This window comes from Staphylococcus coagulans (assembly GCF_022557135.1).
GTDB lineage: Bacteria > Bacillota > Bacilli > Staphylococcales > Staphylococcaceae > Staphylococcus > Staphylococcus coagulans.
In genome coordinates, this window is the sequence record NZ_CP092966.1 from 1,958,112 (window position 1) to 1,981,005 (window position 22,894).

A 22,894-nucleotide genomic window follows, 5' to 3' on the forward strand; every position below is an offset into this window, starting at 1 on the left:
GTATATCTTAGTGATATTATAACGAAAAATTTAGACAAATCACAAATTTTTAAAGGTTAATCAAGTTAAATCTTTAATTCACCATATTGAAAGAAATACAGAGAGCCCGACACTGGACTTTTTAATAATGTCTCTAATGCACGTTGATAATAAGTCATCTGTACACGATACTTATTTTTTAAACTCTCTCCGAATGCTTCGTCTGACATCCCTTTTCTCTTCATTAATGCATCTGTTTTATAATCAACAAAATAGTATTGTCCGCTTTCTTTAAAAACAAGGTCAATCATACCTTGAATGATTGAAGGCTCCTCTTGATTTGCTTTTGATTCAACATGTGCTTGATTCACAACGAATGGAATTTCAGTATAAACTTCATCACTCTCTGCAATACGGCGATACAGCTTACTATTAATAAAGGTTTGAATATCATTTGCTTTGACCAAACGTCGCGATTCATGGTCGATAATGGATTGCTCAACAAGGCTGTCAAGATAATGATTTAAATCCACTTCTGACAAACCTTCTTTTTTAAACGGAAGGTGTTGCATAACTGTATGCATCAAAGTCCCAAATTCTGCTGCCGTTTGTTTTTCCTCTTGTAAAAACTGAGGACGCTCATAAGTTGCAACACCCAATCGGTATTGTCTAACCCTTTCATAATTCGTATCTGCCTGTTCAGTTTCTAATTGTCGTTTTAATTCTGAAACCGACTGCTTCGATGCTTTTAATATCGCTTCTTGATAAGGATAAGAAAATAAAAGTTGTTGCTCTATTTGCAGTTGTATTGCTTCATTAGATGGTTCTTGGGCTAGTTTTGTCTCTAATGCTTCTAACGAATGATTAAATTGTTGAGCTGATTCCGCATCAACAGGAAGTATTTCCTCTGCTAAAATGTGTTGTTGTATCACTTTAGGTTCAATAGAAGCATCTAAAGTTTCATTGTCAGACTCAAATCTTTGATGTTTTAGTAAAGCCTTATTTTGATATTTACTCAACACACTGTAGATGAGAGAAAATGGATTTTTCGCATTAAAACGATCAATAGCGGTTAATTTACCATTTGTAATCGGAGAAGTCGCCAACTTTTGCAAATGCTTTTCTTGCTTGGCTGTTCCAATTAAAAACAATTGCTCTTTAGCACGTGTTAACGCGACATAGATTAACCGCATTTCTTCCGAGATTAGCTCTTTTTTATTGATTAAATCAATGCTCATAGATATCAAAGATGGATAAAAAAGTCCTTTAGACTCATCATAATATTGCAAACCTAACCCTTCATGTTGATTCAATACAACAGGTTTACCTAAATCATTCGTATTAAATTCTCGTGTCAAACCAGAATAAATTACAAATGGGAATTCGAGCCCTTTACTGCTATGGATTGTCATCATGCGCACGACATTGTCGTTTGGGCCGATGACATTTTCTTCCCCGAAGTCTTTACCTCGCTCAATCATTTGATCAATGAAGCGAATAAATTGGAACAAACCTCGAAAGCTTGAATTTTCGAATTCTACCGCTTTATTAAACAAGCCATGTAAATTGGCACGTCTTCCTTTGCCACCAATCAAACCACTGAAATACTGAATGATGTAATGGTCATTGTATAATTTATCAATCAATTGATAAACTGGGTGACTCAAACTAAATGATTGATACGCTTCTAAATCACTTAAAAAACGCTCTAATTTACCTACAAGCATAGGTTCTGCATCTTCGTATTGTAAATACTGTTGAATGGACTGATAAAAGTAGTCTTCTTTCGGTGCCACGACTCTAATTTTCGCAAGCTCATCCTCTGTGAACTGGTATATGACCGAACGCATTAAACCGACTAAATAAATATCTTGCAAAGGATTATCGATTGTTCTCAAGAAGGATAACATCAGTCGAATTTCAGTTTGTTCAAAATATCCTTGCTTACTATTAACAAATAAAGGTATATCTTTATCTTTAAACACTTGCTGAATATTACGTGCATTGCTATAACTTCTTTCTAATATCACAATGTCTTTATACTGCGCAGGTCGATATGAACCTGTTTTCATGTCATAAACTTTTTTAGTTTTAAGTATTGCTTCAACTTGTTCAGCAATCCCATACGCTTCTTGTTCGCTCGCGGTGTGTTCAATATTTTCATCTACCATAAAAATATTGAACTGTACTGGCATATCGACTTCATCATATGGTGCACCGTAATACAATTTAGCAGCTGTATCGTATTCTATCTCTCCTACTTCCGTGTCCATCATATGTTCAAAAAGATAATTTGTCGTTGCTAAGACTTCTGAACGTGAGCGGAAGTTTTGAGATAAATCGATACGCCAACCACTTGATTGATCCTGCTGATTGAATCTTTGATACTTTTCGATAAAAAGACTTGGATCGGCCTGTCTAAATTTATAAATGGATTGTTTTACATCACCGACCATAAACAAATTACCATTTGATTCATTGCCACGCTTAATACTCGCAATAATTTTTTCTTGGACACGGTTGGTATCTTGATATTCATCCACCAAGATTTCATCAAAACGTTGTCGATAAATTTCAGCGATTTCAGATGGCGTGCCATCTTCATTAAGCAAAATTTCTAAAGCATAATGTTCATAATCAGAGAAATCCAAAATATTACGCGCCTTTTTCGCCTCACGAAAAGCATGAATCACATCTTGTGTCAGTACAGATAAATATTTAACACGCGGTGCTAAATCCTTTAATTCTTTTAATAATGTGTCATCTTCACGGCCTACAAATAAAGTTTGGACTTGGCTCAAATAGTCTTTAAATTGATCATAGTTACTTTTAAAAATATCATACGCTTCATTTAAAGATTCATCTTCTCGAACTGCTTTAGGCTTAGTTGGCATACGCCCGAACTGATATTCAAAAATCAACTTCTTATTTAGCTGATCATCTAAACGTATTTGACGAATAAATTGGCGATGCTGATCAATAAAATCAGTGTGTTTTGGGTAATCACCAATCATTTCAAGTTGTTGGTAGGCTTCTTCAATTGCATTTTGAGCCGCTTCTAAATAAAGCAAGATATACTTATTTAAAATATCTAAATAATGTTGTTGTAAATGCGCTTCAAGATATGGCCGTTCCAGACGGTCTAACCAATCCATTGGATCTGGATTCGCAATACTAAAATAATAGAGATTTTTAACCATTTGTCTTAATGCAGCGTCATCTCGATCTGTCGAAATATGTTCTGCTAATGTGACAAATGTAGGGTCCAACCGCGTATAATGCGTTTCGAAAACTTGATCAATCACTTCCTCTAGTAGCAAAACGTTTTCTACTTCACTGGCTGTTCGAAAATTTGGGTCAATTTCCAATTCATCATAATGTTGTTGAATCAGTTTCAAGCAAAAACTGTGTAACGTTGAAATTTGAGCTTGATGTATTTTAGCACGTTGATTCTTCAAATGCTGATTGGTCGGATCCTCTATCGCAGCTTGCTGAATGCGTGCTTCTACACGTTGTTTCATCTCTCGCGCACTAAGGTTCGTAAACGTAACAACAAGGAGGCGATCCACATCAATATGATCCCGTAAAATCCTTTGAATAATACGTTCTACCAGTACCGCGGTTTTACCGGAACCCGCTGCAGCAGCAACGAGTACATCTTGACCTTTAGCATAGATACTTTCCCACTGTGCATCTGTCCATTGCACATCATTTGGCTTTTTAGGAATCATGATTCATCCTCCTCTGCTGCTAGTATTTCAAGGGGGTCAATTTTTTCATCGACACGTCGGTATTTAGGGCTATCAATCATACTATCCACATGGCAGACAGATTGATACTGACAAAAAGAACATGGTAGTTTCTTTTGATATTGCATAGGTGCGACTTCATTATGACCATCCATAATGCGACTCGCAATATCTATAAAATTACGTTTATTATGATGAATCAATTTATAAATGGTGTCCTCATCCGTAACTCGGCTCGTCGCATATAATTGACCATCCTTTTTCATACCTAAAGGTACAATATCTGATTTGAAACTGTTCGTCAGTCTTTTATCATAGGCATCAATTACATCTGCATCTTGATTTAATAACCCTTGGAGTTGATAAGATTTTAAAAATTCAGCTTCTATTTGATCATCATTTACATTATTCCAGGCACGTTTTTCATCTTTGAATTTGTGCACAAACATATATAAAAAGCCACCCGGTTTTACTTCATCTATTAAGCCTAAGCGCTCTTTATTTTGAAGTGCAATATCCATATAAGTCATCATTTGCATTTGTAAGCCATAATATACTTTTACCAAGTCCAAAGAAGCAGCTGTTTTTGATGATTTATAGTCAATAATATTGATAAAGCTTTTATTATTTTTATGAAAAGTATCAATACGATCAATCTGACCTCTGATATAAATAGGTACACCTTGTTTTGTTTTCAACGTCTCAGCTTGAAGTTCATTGCTATTTTTTGGCGTTTTACGAAATGACTTTTCAAATGCAATCGGTCTGAATTGAGAATGCTCGGTCTGATGTTTCATAGCCATCAAGGTCGCTTGAATGATTGTGCCAATGCGTTGCGATAAATAACGATAGTACGACGTTGAATTCAATAAATTAAATTGCACTAATGGAAGCAATTCATCTAAAGCTTCTTGTGTTAAACGTGCAATCTGACTTTGCGTCAACTGATTGAAATGGCCTTCTACCTTTTCTGCAATATATCGCAAAACATCATGAAAAATCGTACCTAAATCAAAACTTTGCAATTGATATTTTGATCGCTCATTTAGCCTTAATCCATGTGAAGCATAATGCTTGAAAGGACAACTTTGATAACCTTCAAAACGCGAAACACTAGCATGGATAGATTGACCATACAATTGTGAAGTTAATTGTGAATCTAGTTGAACCGTATCGTTATTGTAGCTTAACGCTGTTTTTAAATGACTAAGTCCTTCATTTAATTGTTCATAATTTGACATCACATGGTAAACCGTAAACCATATATCTGACACGAGACCATCATCCAACCACGTTTTCAGCGCTTCAAATAAATGAACTTTTGTCTGATGCGGGTGTTCAACTAAAGTTAACGCTTCTCTCTCATGAACTTTTGATAATGGTGTTGTTTCTAAATGAGGAAACATCGCAAAGATATCACTTAAAAATGGGCTTTTTTCTCGGTCTCCTCCACTTGTATCCATCAAACTATAAGAAAAAGTGACTTGCTCACATGCACGCGTCATTGCATGGTAGCATACAAATGCTTCGTCCATTTGCAAGATATCTGCTGTAGGGCTCAACTGAATCCCAGCATATAATTCGAAATCTTTTTTCTCTTCATCAGAAATTAAACTGGTCCCATTGATGGGTTGAGGCATAATACCATCGTTCATCCCAATTAAATAAACATGCTTTTTATTATCCACTTTAGCAAGATCCATTGAACCAATAGTCACTTGGTCAATCGTCTGTGGAATCATAGAAAATTCAAGTTCATTCAGCCCAACGTCTAAAACTTCTAAAAATCGATTCAAAGTCATCTCACGTGTATCAAAGACTGTCACAATATCATCAAGAACACGAATAAAGCCGTTCCAAATTTGATCAATTTCTTCTGCAGATTCATGTTTATCTTGCTGATCTAACCTATCACGTTGCGTCATGAGTTGGTTAGGTACTTCGAAGTCTTCTAAGGTTTCATAAAAATAAGTCGCAAATTCTCTCGCATTTTTCCCTTGTGATAACTTTTCTTGAAACTTCAAAAGTTTATTAAAGACATTGTTTTTTAAATCGATTACACGTTGAAACGTTTCAGCTTCTTCATGTGTCATTTTGTCATGTCTACGAAGCCCCATTTTACGAAATTGCTCTAGCTCAAAATATTTTGGATCAATCCAACGTTTGCCATAAATGCCTCTTTCAATCGCAAAATTTTCTAGAATATCAATTAAATATCGACTATGCGGAATGGATTCAGTCAGAATATTCGTTTTTAACAAGCGCATTAACGGCTCAAACTGCCACTCTGTTTGAATGACTTCTGCTAATGCACGTAACATTTCCATAATAGGATGGTGCGTCATTGATTTTTTCACATCGATATTAAAAGGTATATCGAATTGAGGCAATATCGATTCCATCAAATAAACGTAAGACGGATCACGATACAGTATCGCTATATCTTTATAGCGATACTGTTTTTCTCTTACATCTCTTATGATTGTACGCGCAATGTCATTCACCTCATCGCGCGTCGTTGCTGCTTCTCGTATTTCGACGCTGCCATCTGCGAATGGATGTTCTAACGGTTGAAGCGCATCAAATTGTGATTCGAGTGTTTTTAACATGTCCGTTTTAAATCGCATCGGCTGATTGAAAAATTGGCGTTGTAGGGGTTGATGTGTGTCCTGCGCAATTTCTTCTAAATGTTGCAGTGATTCAGAGGGTTTACGGAACATACTAAACCTGTCTTCATCACCATTCGTCGTCAGTAAAACTGTAACAGCGCGTGTATGTCGAACAAGTGCTTTAATCACTTGATATTCTTGTGTGGAAAAGTTGTGAAATCCATCGATATATATTTCCGCTTCTTTTAGCCAATTTGAATTCGGAATGAGATCAACAAATCGTGTCATTAAAGCTTCACTCGAAATATATTCCGATGACATCCGCGCTTTCAGTTGATTAAAAATAAGACCGATGTCGTGAAGTTTATCACGCGTACGTGGCTCCAATTGTTGGTCTTGAGCCATTTCCATAACAATTTCTGGCGTGACTGCATATTTTTCGAAATCTTGAATTTGCTCTCGTACTTTCGTACTAAAACCTAAGTATTTAACTTGAGAACGGTATAATTTCAGTTGTTGTTGATACGCTTGCAAAATATCATAAATCATCATTTCTATGGCAATAGAAGATAATTTTTTCTCATGTACACCCCCCAATTCTTGAAATACACGATGACTCAATCTCTCAAAATGCAACACTTCTGTTCGGAGACTTCCCATAAGTTCAGTATCGCTGACTAATGACTGCTCATATAAATAGGTCCCTTGCATAGGTGTAATGATGATAATAGGGTGCCCTAATGGTTGCTCTTTCATTTTCTGTTTGATTTCATTTAACATTTCAGTACTTTTCCCTGTACCTGCACGTCCGATGAATGTTCTAAACATCGAATCCCCCCTCTTATCCGTGTCTGATTAATTACACGTTCAAACATTCATTTTTACTTCTGTAAAATAGGTTCAAACTAATCGTTCGCTTGTACGCTTTAAAATCTCAAGGCCTAGACCTTGATCGTTGAGTATACGACTCATTATAGCATTATCTTCTACTCCATCTCTATTAAATCCAACGCGCAAAATAGTTTGTCCTTTTAACATTGTCTCAAATTTTGAATAAGCGAATATAGGTCATTTTCTCAATTCTTTCAACTGTGCTGGCTATGATTCAATAAAAAAAGCAGAATGACTTTTGCCATCCTACTTTTTAAATAATTTATGCTTTATCCATTTTGTGTGTCTGTGTGATCGGGATTAAAGTTAATTTTAAATTCACTAAATGGCCAAAATCTAATGGCAACTTTCCCTACAATTTGATCTTCATCAATTAAACCAAACGCACGGCTATCTTTGCTGACTTCGCGGTTATCACCCAGAACTAAATATTTCCCTTTAGGTATCTCTTTTTGACCATTACTACCTGGTAAGTCTTTAGAATCAAATGATCCTGTAATTTGGTCATATGTTTTATGTTTTAAATTATAGTCTAAATAGGGCTCTTTTACTTTTTTACCATTTAAATAAAGTTGATCATCTTTATATACGACATGATCTCCTGGCTTACCAATAATTCTTTTGACATAATCACTTTTCTCGTCAGCATGGAAAACAATAACATTGCCGTCTTCTAAATGACCGAATGTTTTACCAATTTTATTAACGATAACACGTTCGCCATCTTTTAATGTAGGGTCCATGGAGTCCCCTTTAACATTATATGGTTTAATGACAAATGCATATAATAAACCTACAATCAATAAAGCTAAACCTATAGAAATCAACCATTCAACTGTTTCTTTTTTCAAAGTTTACACCTCTTGTTTCAAATTAATCGTAATATTATCAAAAGGATAATAACGCATAAATACTTTCCCTTCAATGTCGGACTTGTTAATCAACCCTATCTTTCTAGAGTCATTTTGTTGACCGCGGTCATCATTAAGAATCAAGTAAGTATAGGGAGGAATAATATCACTTTCCGCATGCGGTAGTGACCTTAAAGACCACGATGCTTGATAATGATGACGAAGATAAGGCTCAGCAATGGGCGTATTATCCAGTTGTAATTGGCCGTTGTGATACACAACAGATTGTCCAGGTTTACCAATCACTCTACCTATATGATATTGATTTTTATTTTTATAGACAACGATATCAGCATGCTTGATATCATTAAATCTCGTAGCAATTTTGTTAACAATCAGTCGATCATTAGGATGAAGTGTGGGTTGCATAGCATGCGTTTTAACTTGATAAGGAATTGCGACAAATAATATTAACAACGCTAAAATACCCCATGCCAGTAGACCAGCAAAAACAGTTCTAATTAGAAACTTCAATTTCGCACATCCTATCGTACATCATTCACTGCAACAAAGTTTATCTTATCATAAAAAAGCATATTTACGTACATTTTTACATACGCAAAATAGTTTTACAATGATATCTTTAAAATCGAACACTGTCATCCTACTCAAGTCTGAAGTCATCTCTTTAAAATCGATACACCTTCATTATTGACCCAAAAATTTAGGGACGAGTGCGAAATCTAAATTACCATTAGATTTCAACATCCCATCCCCATTGAAAGCAGATTACGAACGAATCAAAAATGAATTATCACCATATGCGTTGTTCATCCGCTCAAAGTCTATTTCTTCATATGCTTGATTTACCGACTTTACTTCGGCAACAAAGCATTTTTATTTATAAACGTGCTTCTAAATCTTTTTTCTTATCTTCGTAACCAGGTTTACCTAAAAGTGCAAACATATTTTGTTTGTATGCTTCCACACCTGGTTGGTTAAATGGATTTACACCCAATTGATAGCCGCTCATCGCAACCGCTAATTCAAAGAAGTAAACCACATAGCCATAAGTTTCTGCGTCTAATTTTGGTAAAGTAACAACCAAGTTAGGAACGCCACCATCAGTATGTGCAAGAAGTGTACCTTCGAATGCTTTTGTATTAACTTCATCCACTGTTTTACCAGCAAGATAATTCAAGCCATCTAAGTCTTCTGCATCTTCTTCAATTGTAATATTGTGTTCTGGTGTTTGAACTTTTAATACCGTTTCAAATAAGAAACGACGTCCTTCTTGAACATATTGTCCTAAAGAATGTAGGTCTGTTGTAAAGTTTGCGCTTGAAGGATAAATACCTTTCAAGTCTTTACCTTCAGATTCACCAAATAGTTGTTTCCACCATTCATTAAAGTATTGCAATGAAGGCTCATAGTTAATCAACATTTCAGTCGTATAACCTTTTGCATATAAAATATTTCGTATTGAAGCGTATTGATATGCAATATTTGATGACAAGTCATCAGAAGATAACTCTTCACGTGCTTTCGCTGCGCCGCCCATCATTGCATCAATATCAATGCCTGCTACAGCAATTGGTAATAAACCTACTGCTGTTAAAACAGAGAAACGACCGCCAACATCATCAGGTACTACAAATGACTCGTATCCTTCATTTGTAGCTAATTGTTTTAACGCACCTTTTTCTTTATCAGTTGTCGCAAAAATACGTTTAACTGCTTCTTCTTTTCCATATTTTTCTTCTAATAAATTTTTGAAGATACGGAAAGCAACAGCTGGTTCAGTTGTTGTACCAGATTTAGAAATGACATTCACTGAGAAATCTTTATCTGCTAAATAATCGATTAACGATTGAATATATGATGAAGAAAGATGGTTACCTGCAAAGATAATTTCTGGGTATGATGTGTCTTTTCTAAATGCTGGTGTCAACATTTCGATGGCTGAACGTGCACCTAAATAAGAACCCCCGATACCAATTACTACAAGGACATCAGAATGTGATTGTACTTGTTTAGCTGCTTCTTTAATACGTGAAAATTCTTCTTTATCGTAATTAACAGGCAAGTCAACCCAACCTAAAAAATCACTTCCCGCACCCGTACCTTCATGAATTGTACGGTGAATTAACTTAACAGCATCTTGTTGTTGCTCTAACTCATGTTGATCAAAAAACTTTAAAGCTTTTTGGTAATCTAATTGGATATGTGTCATGCATTTTACCTCCTATATTTACTAAACTCGGTTTTATTTTACTAAGTTATGTGAACAAATTCAATTGTGTTACAACTGGGACAACAAAAGTCAAAAAATACTAAATGTATATTTATTTAGATATTTGCATATTAAATCATTTGTGTTATAGTGGTTTTAACAAATATTAAATTCAACACAGAGGTGAACGTTTATGAAGAAGAAAGTTGTTTTAGCATATTCAGGGGGATTAGATACGAGTGTCGCGGTTCAATGGCTTATTGAGCAAGGCTATGAAGTCGTCGCATGCTGTTTAGATGTCGGCGAAGGCAAAGACTTAGACCTTGTATATCAAAAAGCTTTAGACATGGGAGCGACTGAATCACATATCATCGACGCAACAAAAGAATTTGCAGAAGAATATGTAAGTTATGCGATTAAAGGAAATTTAATGTATGAACAAACGTACCCACTTGTATCTGCATTGTCTCGTCCTCTTATTTCAAAAAAATTAGTTGAAATCGCACACGCAACTGATGCGAGTGCAATCGCACATGGTTGTACAGGTAAAGGAAACGATCAAGTTCGTTTTGAAGTTGCTATTAAAGCTTTAGATCCTACTTTAAAAGTAATAGCACCTGTCCGCGAGTGGGGATGGAGCCGTGAAGAAGAAATTGATTATGCTAAAAAACATCAAATTCCAGTACCAATTGGAAAAGAATCACCTTACTCTATTGATCAAAATTTATGGGGACGTAGTAATGAATGTGGTGTTTTAGAGGACCCTTACGTTGCGCCTCCTAAAGATGCATATGATTTAACAAAAGAGCTCGAAGATACGCCAGACACACCTGAAGAAATATTGATTACTTTCAAAGAAGGGCTTCCAACTCATGTTAACGGAAAAAGTTATGTTCTTGATGATTTAATCTTGCATTTAAATGATTTAGCTGGAAAGCACGGTATTGGAAGAATTGACCATATTGAAAACCGTCTTGTAGGCATTAAATCTCGTGAAGTATATGAAACGCCTGGCGCGACAGTTATTCTTAATGCACATAAAAGTTTAGAAACCATTACTTTAACTAAAGATGTTGCACACTTTAAACCTATTATTGAAAAGCAACTTGCTGAACAAGTGTATAATGGGCTGTGGTTCTCACCTTTAACTGACGCACTTAAATCATTTATCGACCATACACAAAAATATGTTACTGGTGAGGTACGTGTGAAATTATACAAAGGTCATGCGATTGTGAATGGTAGAAAATCTGAATACACATTATATAATGAAAAACTTGCAACTTATACAAAAGAAGATGCATTCAACCAAGCTTCAGCTGAAGGGTTTATTGAACTTTACGGATTACCTACTCAAGTTAACGCAATGCTTCACGGGGGGTATGCGCATGAGTGAAAAAGCCTGGGGCGGTAGATTTGAAGAAAAACCAGAAGCATGGGTCGATGCGTTTAATGCATCCATTCACTTCGATCAAACGTTAATTGATGAAGACATCCAAGGAAGTATTGCACATGCAACAATGCTTGCTCATCAAAAAATTATTACAACAGAAGAAAGCCAGGAAATTGTGCGTGCATTAAAGTCGATTCAGCTAGACTTTCATAATGGAAAAATAGAATTTCAAGAGTCATTAGAAGATATTCATTTAAATATAGAACATGAATTAATTCAACGTATCGGTGCTACAGGTGGTAAACTACATACAGGTCGTAGTAGAAATGATCAAGTTGCAACCGATATGCACTTGTATACTAAAAAAGAAGTACAAATCATCATCGACATGATTCACTCATTTCAACAGACGATTTTGGAACTAGCTGAAAAGCATGTTGATACCATCATGCCCGGTTATACACATTTACAACGTGCACAACCTATTTCTTTCGCACATCATATCATGACATATTTTTGGATGCTTGAAAGAGACCAATCACGCTTTCAAGATGCACTTAAACGCATTGATATTTCACCTTTAGGCGCTGCTGCATTAAGTGGTACAACTTATCCGATTGATCGTCATGAAACACAAGAACTGCTGAACTTTAAATCTCTGTATGAAAATAGCATCGATGCGGTGAGTGACCGAGACTATATTGTCGAGACTTTGCATCACATTAACTTAACTATGGTCCATTTATCACGTTTAGCTGAAGAAATCATTTTCTGGTCTTCTGAAGAAGCTCAATTTATTACTTTATCTGATGCTTTTTCTACTGGGTCATCCATTATGCCACAAAAGAAAAATCCAGATATGGCTGAATTGATTCGCGGTAAAGTTGGACGTACAACGGGTCACCTTGTAAGTATGTTGGTAACATTAAAAGGCTTGCCTCTTGCTTATAATAAAGACATGCAAGAAGATAAAGAAGGTTTATTTGATGCAATGCTTACATTAAAAGGGTCGTTACGTATTTTTGAAGGTATGCTATCGACTATGACAGTGAATGAGGAGCGCTTAAACACCACTGTAAAACAAGACTTCTCAAATGCCACTGAATTAGCTGACTATCTCGTTGTCAAAGGTATCCCTTTCAGAGATGCGCATGCGATTGTTGGAAAAATTGTATTGTGGTGTATTCAAAATAAGATGTATTTATTAGATGTACCACTCGATATTTATCAATCGCACCACGAAAGCATTGAATCTGATATTTATCAATACTTACAGCCAGATGAAGCGGTAAAAAGAAGAACAAGCTATGGCTCTACAGGCCAAGAAGCTGTTAAGCATCAACTCAAAGTTGCTCATCAGTGTTTAACTCAAAAGCAATAAAAATATGCCAATGAGGTCTCTTCTATTGCGATCTCATTGGTTTTTTATGTAACAAACGTAACGTCAACATTTCAGGTTTCTAAAAAAGCTATGTAACCTATTCTTAATTTATATAAGCTCTTCCAATTTTGTTTGAGACGGTGCAAGAACGTCTAAGACAAAGTATAAAAAGATAAATTTTACACTTTTTCATTTTATAATGATGATATTAATTATTTTTAAATTTTTTAAATTTTCAATTAAAAGTATTGTGTTTTCTTCCCCACTCCTTTAACTTGGAATTATACACATAGCGTAAGGAGGGTATTTATGAAAAAAATAACGACGTATGTCGCCACTACCACTTTAATGTCAGCAATGCTTTTAGGATCAGCTTCCTATACTGCTGAAGCAAGCACATCACCACAAGAGACGCCTCATCAAGCGAAAGCAACCCCATTGTCTCCATCATTACATAATGTTTTAAACAAACCTCATGTCAATATCGGCCATCGTGGTGCGAGTGGCTATGCACCTGAACATACCTTTGCGTCTTATGATAAAAGCATCAAAGAAATGGGCGCTGATTACCTTGAGATTGACCTACAAATGACAAAAGACGGTCATCTTGTTGCGATGCATGATGAAACGGTCAATAGAACAACCAACGGTAAAGGACGCGTTAATCAGTATACACTTAAAGCGCTAAAAAAATTAGATGCAGGCAGTTGGTTTAATAAAGCACATCCTAAATTACAAAACCCGCAATATGTCGGCCAAAAGGTGCCTACTTTAGATGAAATATTTAAACGATATGGTCACCATGCCAATTACTATATCGAAACAAAGTCACCTAACGTTTATACTGGTATGGAAGAAAAACTTCTAAAAAAATTGCATGAATATGGTCTAGACCATCAATGCCAATTACGTAATGGAAAAGTTGTTATACAGTCTTTTTCATCAGAAAGTTTGAAAAAAATACATCGCCTCAATCCAAATGTCCCGCTGATTCAACTATTGAATAGAGGACAACTGAAACATCATTATCAACGACATGTACACACATGGCGGAGTTATTCAGTAGGTCTTGGTCCTGATTATAGAGATTTAAATCCTCAAAATACAAAAGCTTTACGTCAAAAAGGTTTTTACATCCATCCATACACTGTCAATGATCGTCAAACGATGCAACGCTTAAATTATTACGGTGTGACAGGACTCTTTACGAACTATCCAGATGTCTATCGTGCTGTGAATCAATCGACTAGCGTGAAACAAGTTAAGCCTTCATCATAAGTTAGGCCTTTCATCACTCAAAAAATAGCTAAGTCAGATTCTCTAACAAAAGCTGTCGTCATCGTTATAGACTTTATACTTATTTTTTAAAAACGAGAAACCGAAAAAACCCCTGAACATTTAGAGATTGGCGGCTCTATGTTCAGGGTTTTTTTCAAACTTTATTGACGTCAAATACAACACAATGAATGCTGCATGATTATTTACTTTTTTGAAATTGAAAATATCATGCTTAATACGAATTTCAGTCCAGTTTTAAATCATGAATTGATGCGCCTAGTCTTATGCCCAACCACGGTAACGTGCAGCTTCAGCGGTACGTTTAATTCCTACAATATAGGCTGCCAAACGCATATCAATTTTACGATTTTGAGATAAGTTATAAATCGTATCGAATGCATTCACTAATTTTTCACGTAATTTTTCGTTAACTTCTTCTTCAGTCCAGTAGTAACCTGTATTATTTTGTACCCACTCAAAATAAGAAACCGTCACGCCGCCAGCACTCGCTAATACATCAGGTACAAGTAATACACCACGATCTGTCAATATTTTAGTTGCAGATGGTGTTGTTGGACCATTTGCCGCTTCTACAACGATTTCAGCTTTAATATCAGCCGCGTTATCAGATGTGATTTGATTTGCAATTGCTGCAGGCACTAAAATATCACAATCTAATTCAAACAACTCTTTATTAGAAATTGTATCTTCAAACAAGTTTGTCACCGTACCAAAGCTATCACGACGGTCTAATAAATAATCAATGTCCAAACCTTCTGGATCGTGTAATGCACCATACGCATCAGAAATACCTACAATTTTAGCACCTTGATCATACAAGAATTTCGCTAAGAAGCTACCTGCATTACCAAAACCTTGAATGACAATACGTGAATCTTTGATTGTTTTACCACGACGTTTTGCAGCCTCTTCAATCGCGATAACAACACCTAATGCTGTTGAACGATCTCGACCTTGAGATCCCCCTAAAACAATAGGTTTCCCAGTGATAAATCCTGGAGAGTTAAAGGCATCCATTTGACTGTATTCGTCCATCATCCACGCCATGATTTGTGAATTTGTAAATACATCTGGCGCTGGAATATCTTTTGTCGGTCCAACAATTTGTGAAATCGCACGAACATAGCCACGTGATAGTCGTTCTACCTCATGAATACTCATTTGACGTGGGTCGCAGACAATACCACCTTTACCCCCACCATATGGTAAATCTACAATGCCACATTTCAATGTCATCCACATTGATAATGCCTTTACTTCCTCTTCATCTACATCAGGATGAAAGCGTACGCCCCCTTTAGTAGGTCCTACAGCATCGTTATGTTGTGCGCGATAACCCGTAAAAGTTTTTACTGTACCGTCATCCATTTTTACTGGAATACGGACAGTTAAAAAACGTAAAGGTTCTTTAATTAATTCGTACATGCCATCATCAAAACCCAGTTTGTGCATTGCTTCTTTTATGATACCTTGCGTTGACGTCACTAAATTATTTTTTTCAGCCATGATCCATTTCGCCTCTTTTTCCTACTATAATGTTTTCGTTTACATGAGTATTGTAACACAAGCAATTTTATTTTAAAGTTCTTTTCACTCTACATGTTTAGGAGTCACTTTATCCCTCAGAAAACACTTTTTTCACTTTTTCAATGGCATAGTCCAATTCTTCCTTTGTAATTACTAATGGCGGTGCAAATCGAATCACTGTATCATGCGTTTCCTTACATAACAGCCCCTCTTCTTTAAGTCTTTCACAATACGGACGTGCATTTTCATGCAGTTCTATACCTATAAACAAACCACGTCCTCGCACCTCTTTAATCGCTGGATGATTGATTTCAAGTAATGCCTTTTTAAAGTATTCTCCCAATTCTAGTGAACGACCTGGTAAGTCTTCATCAATAATTACATCTAGCGCAGCAATTGAAGCCGCACAAGCTAAAGGATTGCCTCCAAAAGTAGAACCGTGTGAGCCTGGTGTAAAGACATCCAATACTTCGCTATCAGCTAATACAACCGAAATTGGTAAAACACCGCCTCCTAATGCTTTACCTAAAATATAAATATCTGGTTTAACATTGTCCCAGTCTGTCGCAAACAATTTACCAGTTCGCCCTAAACCTGCTTGAATTTCATCAGCAATAAAAAGAACGTTATGCTCATCACATAAGGCTCTCACTTCTTTTAAATAGCCTTCAGGTGGAATATTAATACCCGCTTCCCCTTGAATAGGTTCAATTAATACAGCTGCCGTATTTTCATTGATCGCGGCTTTTAATTGTGCAATATTTCCAAATTCAACATTTTGGAAACCTTCTAAAAGCGGGCCATACCCGCGCTGATATTCTTTTTCTGATGATAAAGAAACTGGCGCCATTGTTCTACCATGGAAATTCCCTTCCATCGCAATAATCTCCGCTTCATTTGGCTTAATCCCTTTGACTTCATAAGCCCAACGTCGTGCAGCTTTTAATGCGGTTTCAACTGCTTCTGCACCGGTATTCATAGGTAATGCCTTTTCTTTACCTGATAATTGGCATATTTTTTCATACCATTCTCCTAAATTATCACTGTGAAATGCGCGTGACACAAGTGTAACTTTATCGGCTTGTTCTTTTACTGCTTGAATAATTTTAGGATGTCTATGTCCTTGATTCACTGCTGAATATGCGGCTAGCATGTCCATATAGCGATGACCTTCAGGATCTTTAACCCAAACCCCTTCAGCTTCTGAGATCACGATAGGTAAAGGAAGATAGTTGTGTGCACCATAATGATTTGTTTTTTCGATAATTTTTTCAGATTTTGTATTCATGCCGTCTCCCCCTTTTCTGCAATTCTGAAATTTTTTATATGAAAGTATAGGGTAAATCGATAAATGTCATTCATGGCCTTTTCATATCTAAGGTTTGAACGTCTTTCTTAATGATTTACCCTACAGTTGATATGAACCTCTTTAGATTTCATACCATTGTTATTTAATTAAATGTTAGAGATGTTCTGAAACTGAACGACCTTGCATGTGTAAGACTAAATAATCTGGTCCGCCTGCTTTAGAATCTGTTCCTGACATTTTAAAGCCGCCAAACGGTTGATAGCCGACAACCGCACCTGTACAACCACGGTTAAAGTACAAGTTACCAACCATGAAGTCACGTCGTGCTTGCTCTAGTTTCATACGGTTATTTGAAATGACACCACCTGTTAAGCCATATTCTGTATCATTGGCAACTTGAATAGCCTCATCAAAATCTTTTACTTTTGTAAAACCAACGACAGGTCCAAAAATTTCTTCTTGCATGATACGTGAATTAGGATCTAAATCAGCAATAATCGTTGGATAAACAAAATTACCTTTTTCTTCATCTGTATTACCGCCTGTTACGATACGTCCTTCTTCTTTACCAATTTCGATATATTTTTTAATTTTATCTAATGATTTTTGATCGATAACAGGTCCAACATAAGTGTCTGGTTCTGCAGCATTACCTACTTTAATCTTTTCTGCTGCTTCTTTAACACGTTCTAACAGCTCATCGTAAATATCTTGATGTGCAATGACACGAGAACATGCTGAACATTTTTGACCTGAGAAGCCAAACGCAGAATAAACAATAGCATCTGTCGCAATTTGTAAGTCGGCTTCGTTATCAACTACAATGGCGTCTTTACCACCCATTTCAGCAATTACACGTTTAATATGATTTTGTCCTTCTTGTATCACAGCTGCTTTTTGAATAATTTCTTTACCTACATTTTTAGAACCTGTGAATGAAATCAAGCCCACATCTTTATTTTCAATCAAGAAATCTCCAATCTCACTTGATGAACCAGGAATCCAGTTAACTACCCCTTTTGGTAAACCTGCTTCTTCAAGAACTTCCATAAATTTATAGGAGATAATAGGTGTATTGGATGAAGGCTTCAGCAATACGGTATTTCCTGTTACAATTGGCGCTGAAGTTGTCCCCGCCATAATAGCATATGCAAAATTCCATGGCGAAATCACGACACTGACACCCACTGGTAAATAATCAAATTGATTGTATTCACCTGGACGACTATGAACATGCTTGCCATCTTTTAATTCAAGCATTTGTCGACCATAGTATTCCATGAAGTCAATCGCTTCTGCTGTATCTGCATCCGCTTCTTTCCAAGGCTTACCGCCCTCTTTAGAAAGTAATGCAGAAAATTCGTGTTTACGTTTACGTGTAATCTCTGCAGCTCTGAATAAAATATTTGCACGCACTTTAGGGTCTACAGTTCTCCAAGTTTTGAACGCTTCTTTTGCTGCTTCTAATGCTTTTTCTGCATGCGCTTGTGAAGCTTTAGACACGTAACCGATTGTTTCTTCGCGATTAGAAGGGTTGTAAACACGTGTTTTTTCTTCTGTAAAAACACGTTCTCCTCCAATGATTAATGGATACTCTTTACCAAGTTCACTTTCCACCTTTTCTAATGCTCGAAAATATGCCTCACGATTTTCTTCTTTAGTGAAATCTGTAAATGGTTCATGTTGATATGGAATCATTCAAAAATCCTCCTTTGTTTATTTTAGAAAGCCCTTACATATATCATGACATATGAAGTATCTGTTTGTAAAAGAAAATCTTTAACCAAACCATTCATAAAAAAACGATCACTTAATCTCACTTTAAAAACACACCTTTCAATGAACAGAGAGATGTTTTTAAGTAAATGTTAAGCGCTTTCATTCACTTGCATTATAGCGTGGATGAAACGTCGTTTGCAACTATCCGATATACAACTCCAGTCCTCTTACAAAGCTTCACGAATATGGCATAACACACATCAAATATCGTTCAATATTTTATTATTGAAGACAGAGATGCGTATGAAATGACTAGAAAGAGTCAGTCTTGCACCGAATAGTTAGGATATTAGAAAAATGTATGCTATGATTAAACTGTTAATATCAATTCAATAAGGGGTTATGAATGTTGAAAAGACAGTATCGTGTTGGACAACATGTCAAAGTGCGTGTGACTGGTATACAACCCTACGGCGCTTTCGTTGAGACCCCTGACAGTACTGAAGGACTTATTCATATATCCGAAATTATGGATGATTATGTGCATAATTTAAAAAAGCTTTTATCACCTGGTCAAATTGTGAAAGCAAAAATCATTTCCATTGATAGTAATGGAAAGCTAAATTTATCACTTAAAGATAATGATTACTTTAAAAATTATGAGCGTAGAAAAGGAAAATATTCAGTATTGGATGAAATTCAGGAAACTGAGAAATATGGGTTTCAGACTTTAGAAGAACGCTTGCCTTATTGGGTGAAACAGTCAAAAAAAAGAATGCAATATGAATCAAAATAATCAAAAACCGATGTATAAGCGAGACTTGTATATCGGTTTTCTATTTTTTTACCGGTTTGATTCATAAAAACCATTCCCCACTTATACCACTAGTTGCTATACAGAGGTGCTCATCTCTTCAAATCTATGTGGTGTATGTACTTCCATTTTTAAAGCCTTTTCCTTAGATATACTTGCTTTCTTAACCTCTATTTTTAAATTTAAAAAAATAAAAGCTTTACTTTATTGATAACCACGTGTATAGTTAATACCACGTAATAAAAGATCTTGAATTTAATTGTAGTGTATTTTTTAGAATATCCTCTTTTTTAATCAATCAATTTATTGCAAATATTTGTGCAAAAGCACTTGGAGGTATTCTTTATGAATAACGGTACAGTAAAATGGTTTAACTCAGAAAAAGGTTTCGGCTTCATTGAAAGAGAAAATGGAGACGACGTATTTGTACACTTCTCAGCAATCGTTGGAGATGGTTACAAAACTTTAGAAGAAGGTCAAAGTGTTGACTTTGATATCGTTGAAGGCGAACGTGGCGCACAAGCGGCGAACGTTGTTAAAATGTAATTTAAACCTTTATATATAGAAGAGACGGGGAGTGACTTCCCGTCTCTTTTTTGTGTTATTTCATATTATTTTTAATGTCCTGCCATCCATGGTCGTGTAACTTGTGGTGATTGAGTTATTTTTTTAGGCAAATCTTCTTTTTTGACAAGACGCGGTTGTTGACCTTTTTCAATACGTTGTTTAACATTGGCATTTATTTTGTACGTTTGAAAGACGACAAATTCTCGCTTTGCGATTTGCCGACACGACGGACATGGCGCAGTTTCATGCTGCTCTGAAATGTGTTGCCGAATCGTAAACGTACCACAGTTCGTACATGTATAGGAATAATTTGGCATTAGAATTCATCCTTCTCTGGCAAGACGCCTGGTTTAAAAATTTCTCGTGGTATGGCTATCGTACAGCATGCATTCGGAACGTCAACAATGCCTGCAACAGTTCCTTGCACGGGCGCTGACCCGAGTAACATATATGCTTGCTCACCTGTAAAGCCACGTGTTTTTAAAAATTCGATCGCATTCAAGCAAGCGTTGCGATAAGCTGTATTAGCATCTAAATATGTTTGCTTTCCTGAAAATTCATTGACCGAAATGCCTTCAAACACTATATAGTCCGAGTAGTTCGGTAGCACAGGGCTTGGGTTAAACACTGGATTCTTCTTAATTTGATACTTTTCCATGCCCCCTTTAATCACATTCACTCTTAAATCAATCCATCCAGGCATCTCGATACCGCCACAAAATGTAATTTCACCGTCTCCTTGTGAAAAATGCAAGTCACCTACTGATAATTTTGCACCTTTAACGTATACTGGAAAATATATTCTCGAACCTTTCGATAAGTTTTTAATATCACAATTCCCACCGTTTTCACGTGGTGGTACTGTACGCGCCCCTTCTTTAGCAATGCGATCAAAGTCCTTCCCTTTTAAAGTGCCAAGTACCACCGCATCTTCAGTCGGTAAATTCGCAAGCGGTGGCTCCCGACTCGGGTCAGTATCCACAAGCGCTCGTTCTCTTTTATTCCACTCTGCTAGCATGTCGTGAGAAGGTGCAACACCAATTAAACCAGGATGAATAACACCTGCAAATTCAACACCAGGTACGTGTCTGCTTGAAGCAAAAATACCTTGGAAGTCCCAAATCGATTTCTGTGCATTCGGATAATGATCGACTAAAAAACTGCCCCCATTTGTCTTGTCAAAAATACCGTTAAATCCCCATTCGTGTTCTGGGAAGGCACCCACATCCAAGATATCAACGACTAACAAATCACCTGGCTCGACATTGTTTACATAAACGGGACCACTTAAAACATGAACACGGTTAAGATTCACATATTTAATATCACTAGGATCATCATTATTTGAAATTTGCCCATCTGTCCAGTCTAAACATTCCATACGAAACGCTTCACCTGGCTCAACTGAAAACGCTGCTGGAATATCTGGGTGCCAACGATTGTGTCCAGGTTGTGCTTGTTGATCCATTTTCTTACTCAAATCAATACTAAATAGCTTTTTCGGCATGACAAATCCCTCCATTGATTGAATATGACAGAATCTTCCATCATTTAAGGTTATTTTACCATAAAAATTAAAAAGTACACTATTTTAGCCATTGAATTAAATCACATTCTATACACACTATTTGCTCAACAAAGAAAAGTCGATAAAAACCACTTTCGATTTTTACCGACTTTACTATTCTTTATGAAATACTACATTCTATTTTCATGTTGACTGCTGCTGTCGATTCACCAAACAAACATCATACAGGAACGTTTCAACAAAAGAAAGTTAATAAATCTGTCAAAACGCTTTTGCAACGAGTTCTGCCTCGCCCATTTGATGTACTGCAACCATCATTTCGTTAACTTCTGCGTCTACCATTGTTGGGCCATCAAATTGTGAAGTGTTTAAATCCGCTAAATTATGATAAAATCGAATATTCAAATCATTATTTACCGCATGATGATCCCTATTCATGAATTATTCTTCAACATCAATAGATTCAATCACAACATCATAAACAGGTTTGTCTTGTGCACCCACTTTTACATTTGCGATATCTTCTAAAGTCGCTTCACCTTCAACAAGCTGTCCAAAAACAGTATGTTTTTGATCCAACCAAGGTGTACCTCCTTTTTCTTTATAGGCTTCAGCAATTTCTTTTGGCCAACCGCCATCTTCAAGTTGACTCGCCATTTGAGCTGGAAGTTCTTTCATTTGTACAATGAAAAATTGAGAGCCGTTTGTACCTGGTCCGGCATTCGCCATTGATAATGCACCATAAAGGTTAAATGCATTCATAGAGAACTCATCTTCAAATGGTCCACCATAAATACTTTCGCCACCCATACCTGTTCCAGTAGGGTCTCCACCTTGAATCATAAAGTCATTAATGACACGGTGGAAAGTGATACCATCGTAATAGCCTTTTTGTGCTAATTCAATGAAGTTTTTCACTGTTTTAGGTGCAATGTCTGGAAATAGTTTTAATGTCATATCTCCTTTGTTTGTATGCATTACAACTTTAATTTCGTTTTCTTGTATTTCTTTTGTCAATTGTGGATAGTTAGTCATTTTCATACTC

17 protein-coding genes are annotated in these 22,894 nt (G+C 36.2%); 5 read left to right on the plus strand and 12 right to left on the minus strand.

The features are described 5' to 3' along the window. Window positions 1-65: 65 nt before the first annotated feature. The 5 genes from addA to KM149_RS09315 all read right to left on the minus strand — a co-directional run bounded on the left by addA (window position 66) and on the right by KM149_RS09315 (window position 10,312). The gene (addA, locus tag KM149_RS09295) at window positions 66-3,710 is read right to left on the minus strand and encodes a helicase-exonuclease AddAB subunit AddA (protein ID WP_241415320.1); all 3,645 of its coding nucleotides are present in this window, start codon (window positions 3,708-3,710) and stop codon (window positions 66-68) included. Further along, window positions 3,707-7,165, minus strand: coding sequence for a helicase-exonuclease AddAB subunit AddB (gene addB / locus KM149_RS09300; RefSeq protein ID WP_214971833.1), 3,459 nt, complete (start codon window positions 7,163-7,165; stop codon window positions 3,707-3,709). Before addB ends, addA begins: the two co-directional genes overlap by 4 nt. A gap of 332 nt (window positions 7,166-7,497) precedes the next feature. Further along, window positions 7,498-8,079: a signal peptidase I gene (gene lepB, locus KM149_RS09305; RefSeq protein WP_214971830.1), complete on the minus strand. Its 582-nt coding sequence runs from the start codon at window positions 8,077-8,079 to the stop codon at window positions 7,498-7,500. Between the two features lie 3 nt (window positions 8,080-8,082). Then, on the minus strand, window positions 8,083-8,613 hold the full coding sequence (gene lepB / locus KM149_RS09310; RefSeq protein ID WP_165546122.1) for a signal peptidase I: 531 nt from the start codon (window positions 8,611-8,613) through the stop codon (window positions 8,083-8,085). A 367-nt stretch (window positions 8,614-8,980) separates the two neighbouring features. Further along, on the minus strand, window positions 8,981-10,312 hold the full coding sequence (locus KM149_RS09315; protein WP_165546121.1) for a glucose-6-phosphate isomerase: 1,332 nt from the start codon (window positions 10,310-10,312) through the stop codon (window positions 8,981-8,983). 193 nt (window positions 10,313-10,505) lie between these two features. On the opposite strand from KM149_RS09315, the gene KM149_RS09320 reads away from it, so the two are divergent. The 3 genes from KM149_RS09320 (at window position 10,506) to KM149_RS09330 (ending at window position 14,364) form a co-directional block, all read left to right on the plus strand. Further along, entirely contained in the window at window positions 10,506-11,708 is a 1,203-nt protein-coding gene (locus KM149_RS09320; protein ID WP_050331471.1) for an argininosuccinate synthase, read from the plus strand. After that, window positions 11,701-13,086: an argininosuccinate lyase gene (gene argH, locus KM149_RS09325; RefSeq protein ID WP_182280566.1), complete on the plus strand. Its 1,386-nt coding sequence runs from the start codon at window positions 11,701-11,703 to the stop codon at window positions 13,084-13,086. Before KM149_RS09320 ends, argH begins: the two co-directional genes overlap by 8 nt. Window positions 13,087-13,395: 309 nt before the next feature. After that, entirely contained in the window at window positions 13,396-14,364 is a 969-nt protein-coding gene (locus tag KM149_RS09330) for a glycerophosphodiester phosphodiesterase (protein ID WP_241415321.1), read from the plus strand. Window positions 14,365-14,646: 282 nt separating this feature from the next. Here the strand turns inward: KM149_RS09330 and KM149_RS09335 are convergent, their stop codons facing one another. The 3 genes from KM149_RS09335 to pruA form a co-directional block, all read right to left on the minus strand. Continuing rightward, the gene (locus KM149_RS09335) at window positions 14,647-15,891 is read right to left on the minus strand and encodes a Glu/Leu/Phe/Val family dehydrogenase (protein ID WP_016424622.1); all 1,245 of its coding nucleotides are present in this window, start codon (window positions 15,889-15,891) and stop codon (window positions 14,647-14,649) included. 109 nt (window positions 15,892-16,000) lie between these two features. After that, window positions 16,001-17,200, minus strand: a complete 1,200-nt coding sequence (locus KM149_RS09340) for an ornithine--oxo-acid transaminase (protein WP_050331474.1) — start codon at window positions 17,198-17,200, stop codon at window positions 16,001-16,003. A 174-nt stretch (window positions 17,201-17,374) separates the two neighbouring features. After that, complete coding sequence (gene pruA / locus KM149_RS09345; protein ID WP_016424620.1) at window positions 17,375-18,919, minus strand: L-glutamate gamma-semialdehyde dehydrogenase; 1,545 nt, start codon at window positions 18,917-18,919, stop codon at window positions 17,375-17,377. 427 nt (window positions 18,920-19,346) lie between these two features. On the opposite strand from pruA, the gene ygs reads away from it, so the two are divergent. Together ygs and KM149_RS09355 are read left to right on the plus strand one after the other, a co-directional pair. Continuing rightward, window positions 19,347-19,736, plus strand: a complete 390-nt coding sequence (gene ygs / locus KM149_RS09350) for a S1 domain-containing post-transcriptional regulator Ygs (protein WP_016424619.1) — start codon at window positions 19,347-19,349, stop codon at window positions 19,734-19,736. Window positions 19,737-20,099: 363 nt separating this feature from the next. Continuing rightward, window positions 20,100-20,300 (plus strand): cold-shock protein, encoded by a 201-nt coding sequence (locus KM149_RS09355; RefSeq protein ID WP_060830184.1) that lies wholly within the window; start codon window positions 20,100-20,102, stop codon window positions 20,298-20,300. Window positions 20,301-20,371: 71 nt separating this feature from the next. Here the strand turns inward: KM149_RS09355 and KM149_RS09360 are convergent, their stop codons facing one another. The 4 genes from KM149_RS09360 to KM149_RS09375 form a co-directional block, all read right to left on the minus strand. After that, window positions 20,372-20,638 carry an FmdB family zinc ribbon protein gene (locus KM149_RS09360; RefSeq protein ID WP_050331477.1) on the minus strand — a complete coding sequence of 89 codons (267 nt, stop codon included), beginning with the start codon at window positions 20,636-20,638 and terminating at the stop codon, window positions 20,372-20,374. Then, the gene (gene fmdA, locus KM149_RS09365) at window positions 20,638-21,828 is read right to left on the minus strand and encodes a formamidase (protein ID WP_214971826.1); all 1,191 of its coding nucleotides are present in this window, start codon (window positions 21,826-21,828) and stop codon (window positions 20,638-20,640) included. The genes KM149_RS09360 and fmdA overlap by 1 nt, the downstream gene beginning before the upstream one ends. Window positions 21,829-22,110: 282 nt before the next feature. Next, window positions 22,111-22,287, minus strand: coding sequence for a hypothetical protein (locus tag KM149_RS09370; protein ID WP_241415322.1), 177 nt, complete (start codon window positions 22,285-22,287; stop codon window positions 22,111-22,113). A 3-nt stretch (window positions 22,288-22,290) separates the two neighbouring features. Continuing rightward, window positions 22,291-22,884: a peptidylprolyl isomerase gene (locus KM149_RS09375; protein WP_016424614.1), complete on the minus strand. Its 594-nt coding sequence runs from the start codon at window positions 22,882-22,884 to the stop codon at window positions 22,291-22,293. Window positions 22,885-22,894 lie beyond the last annotated feature (10 nt).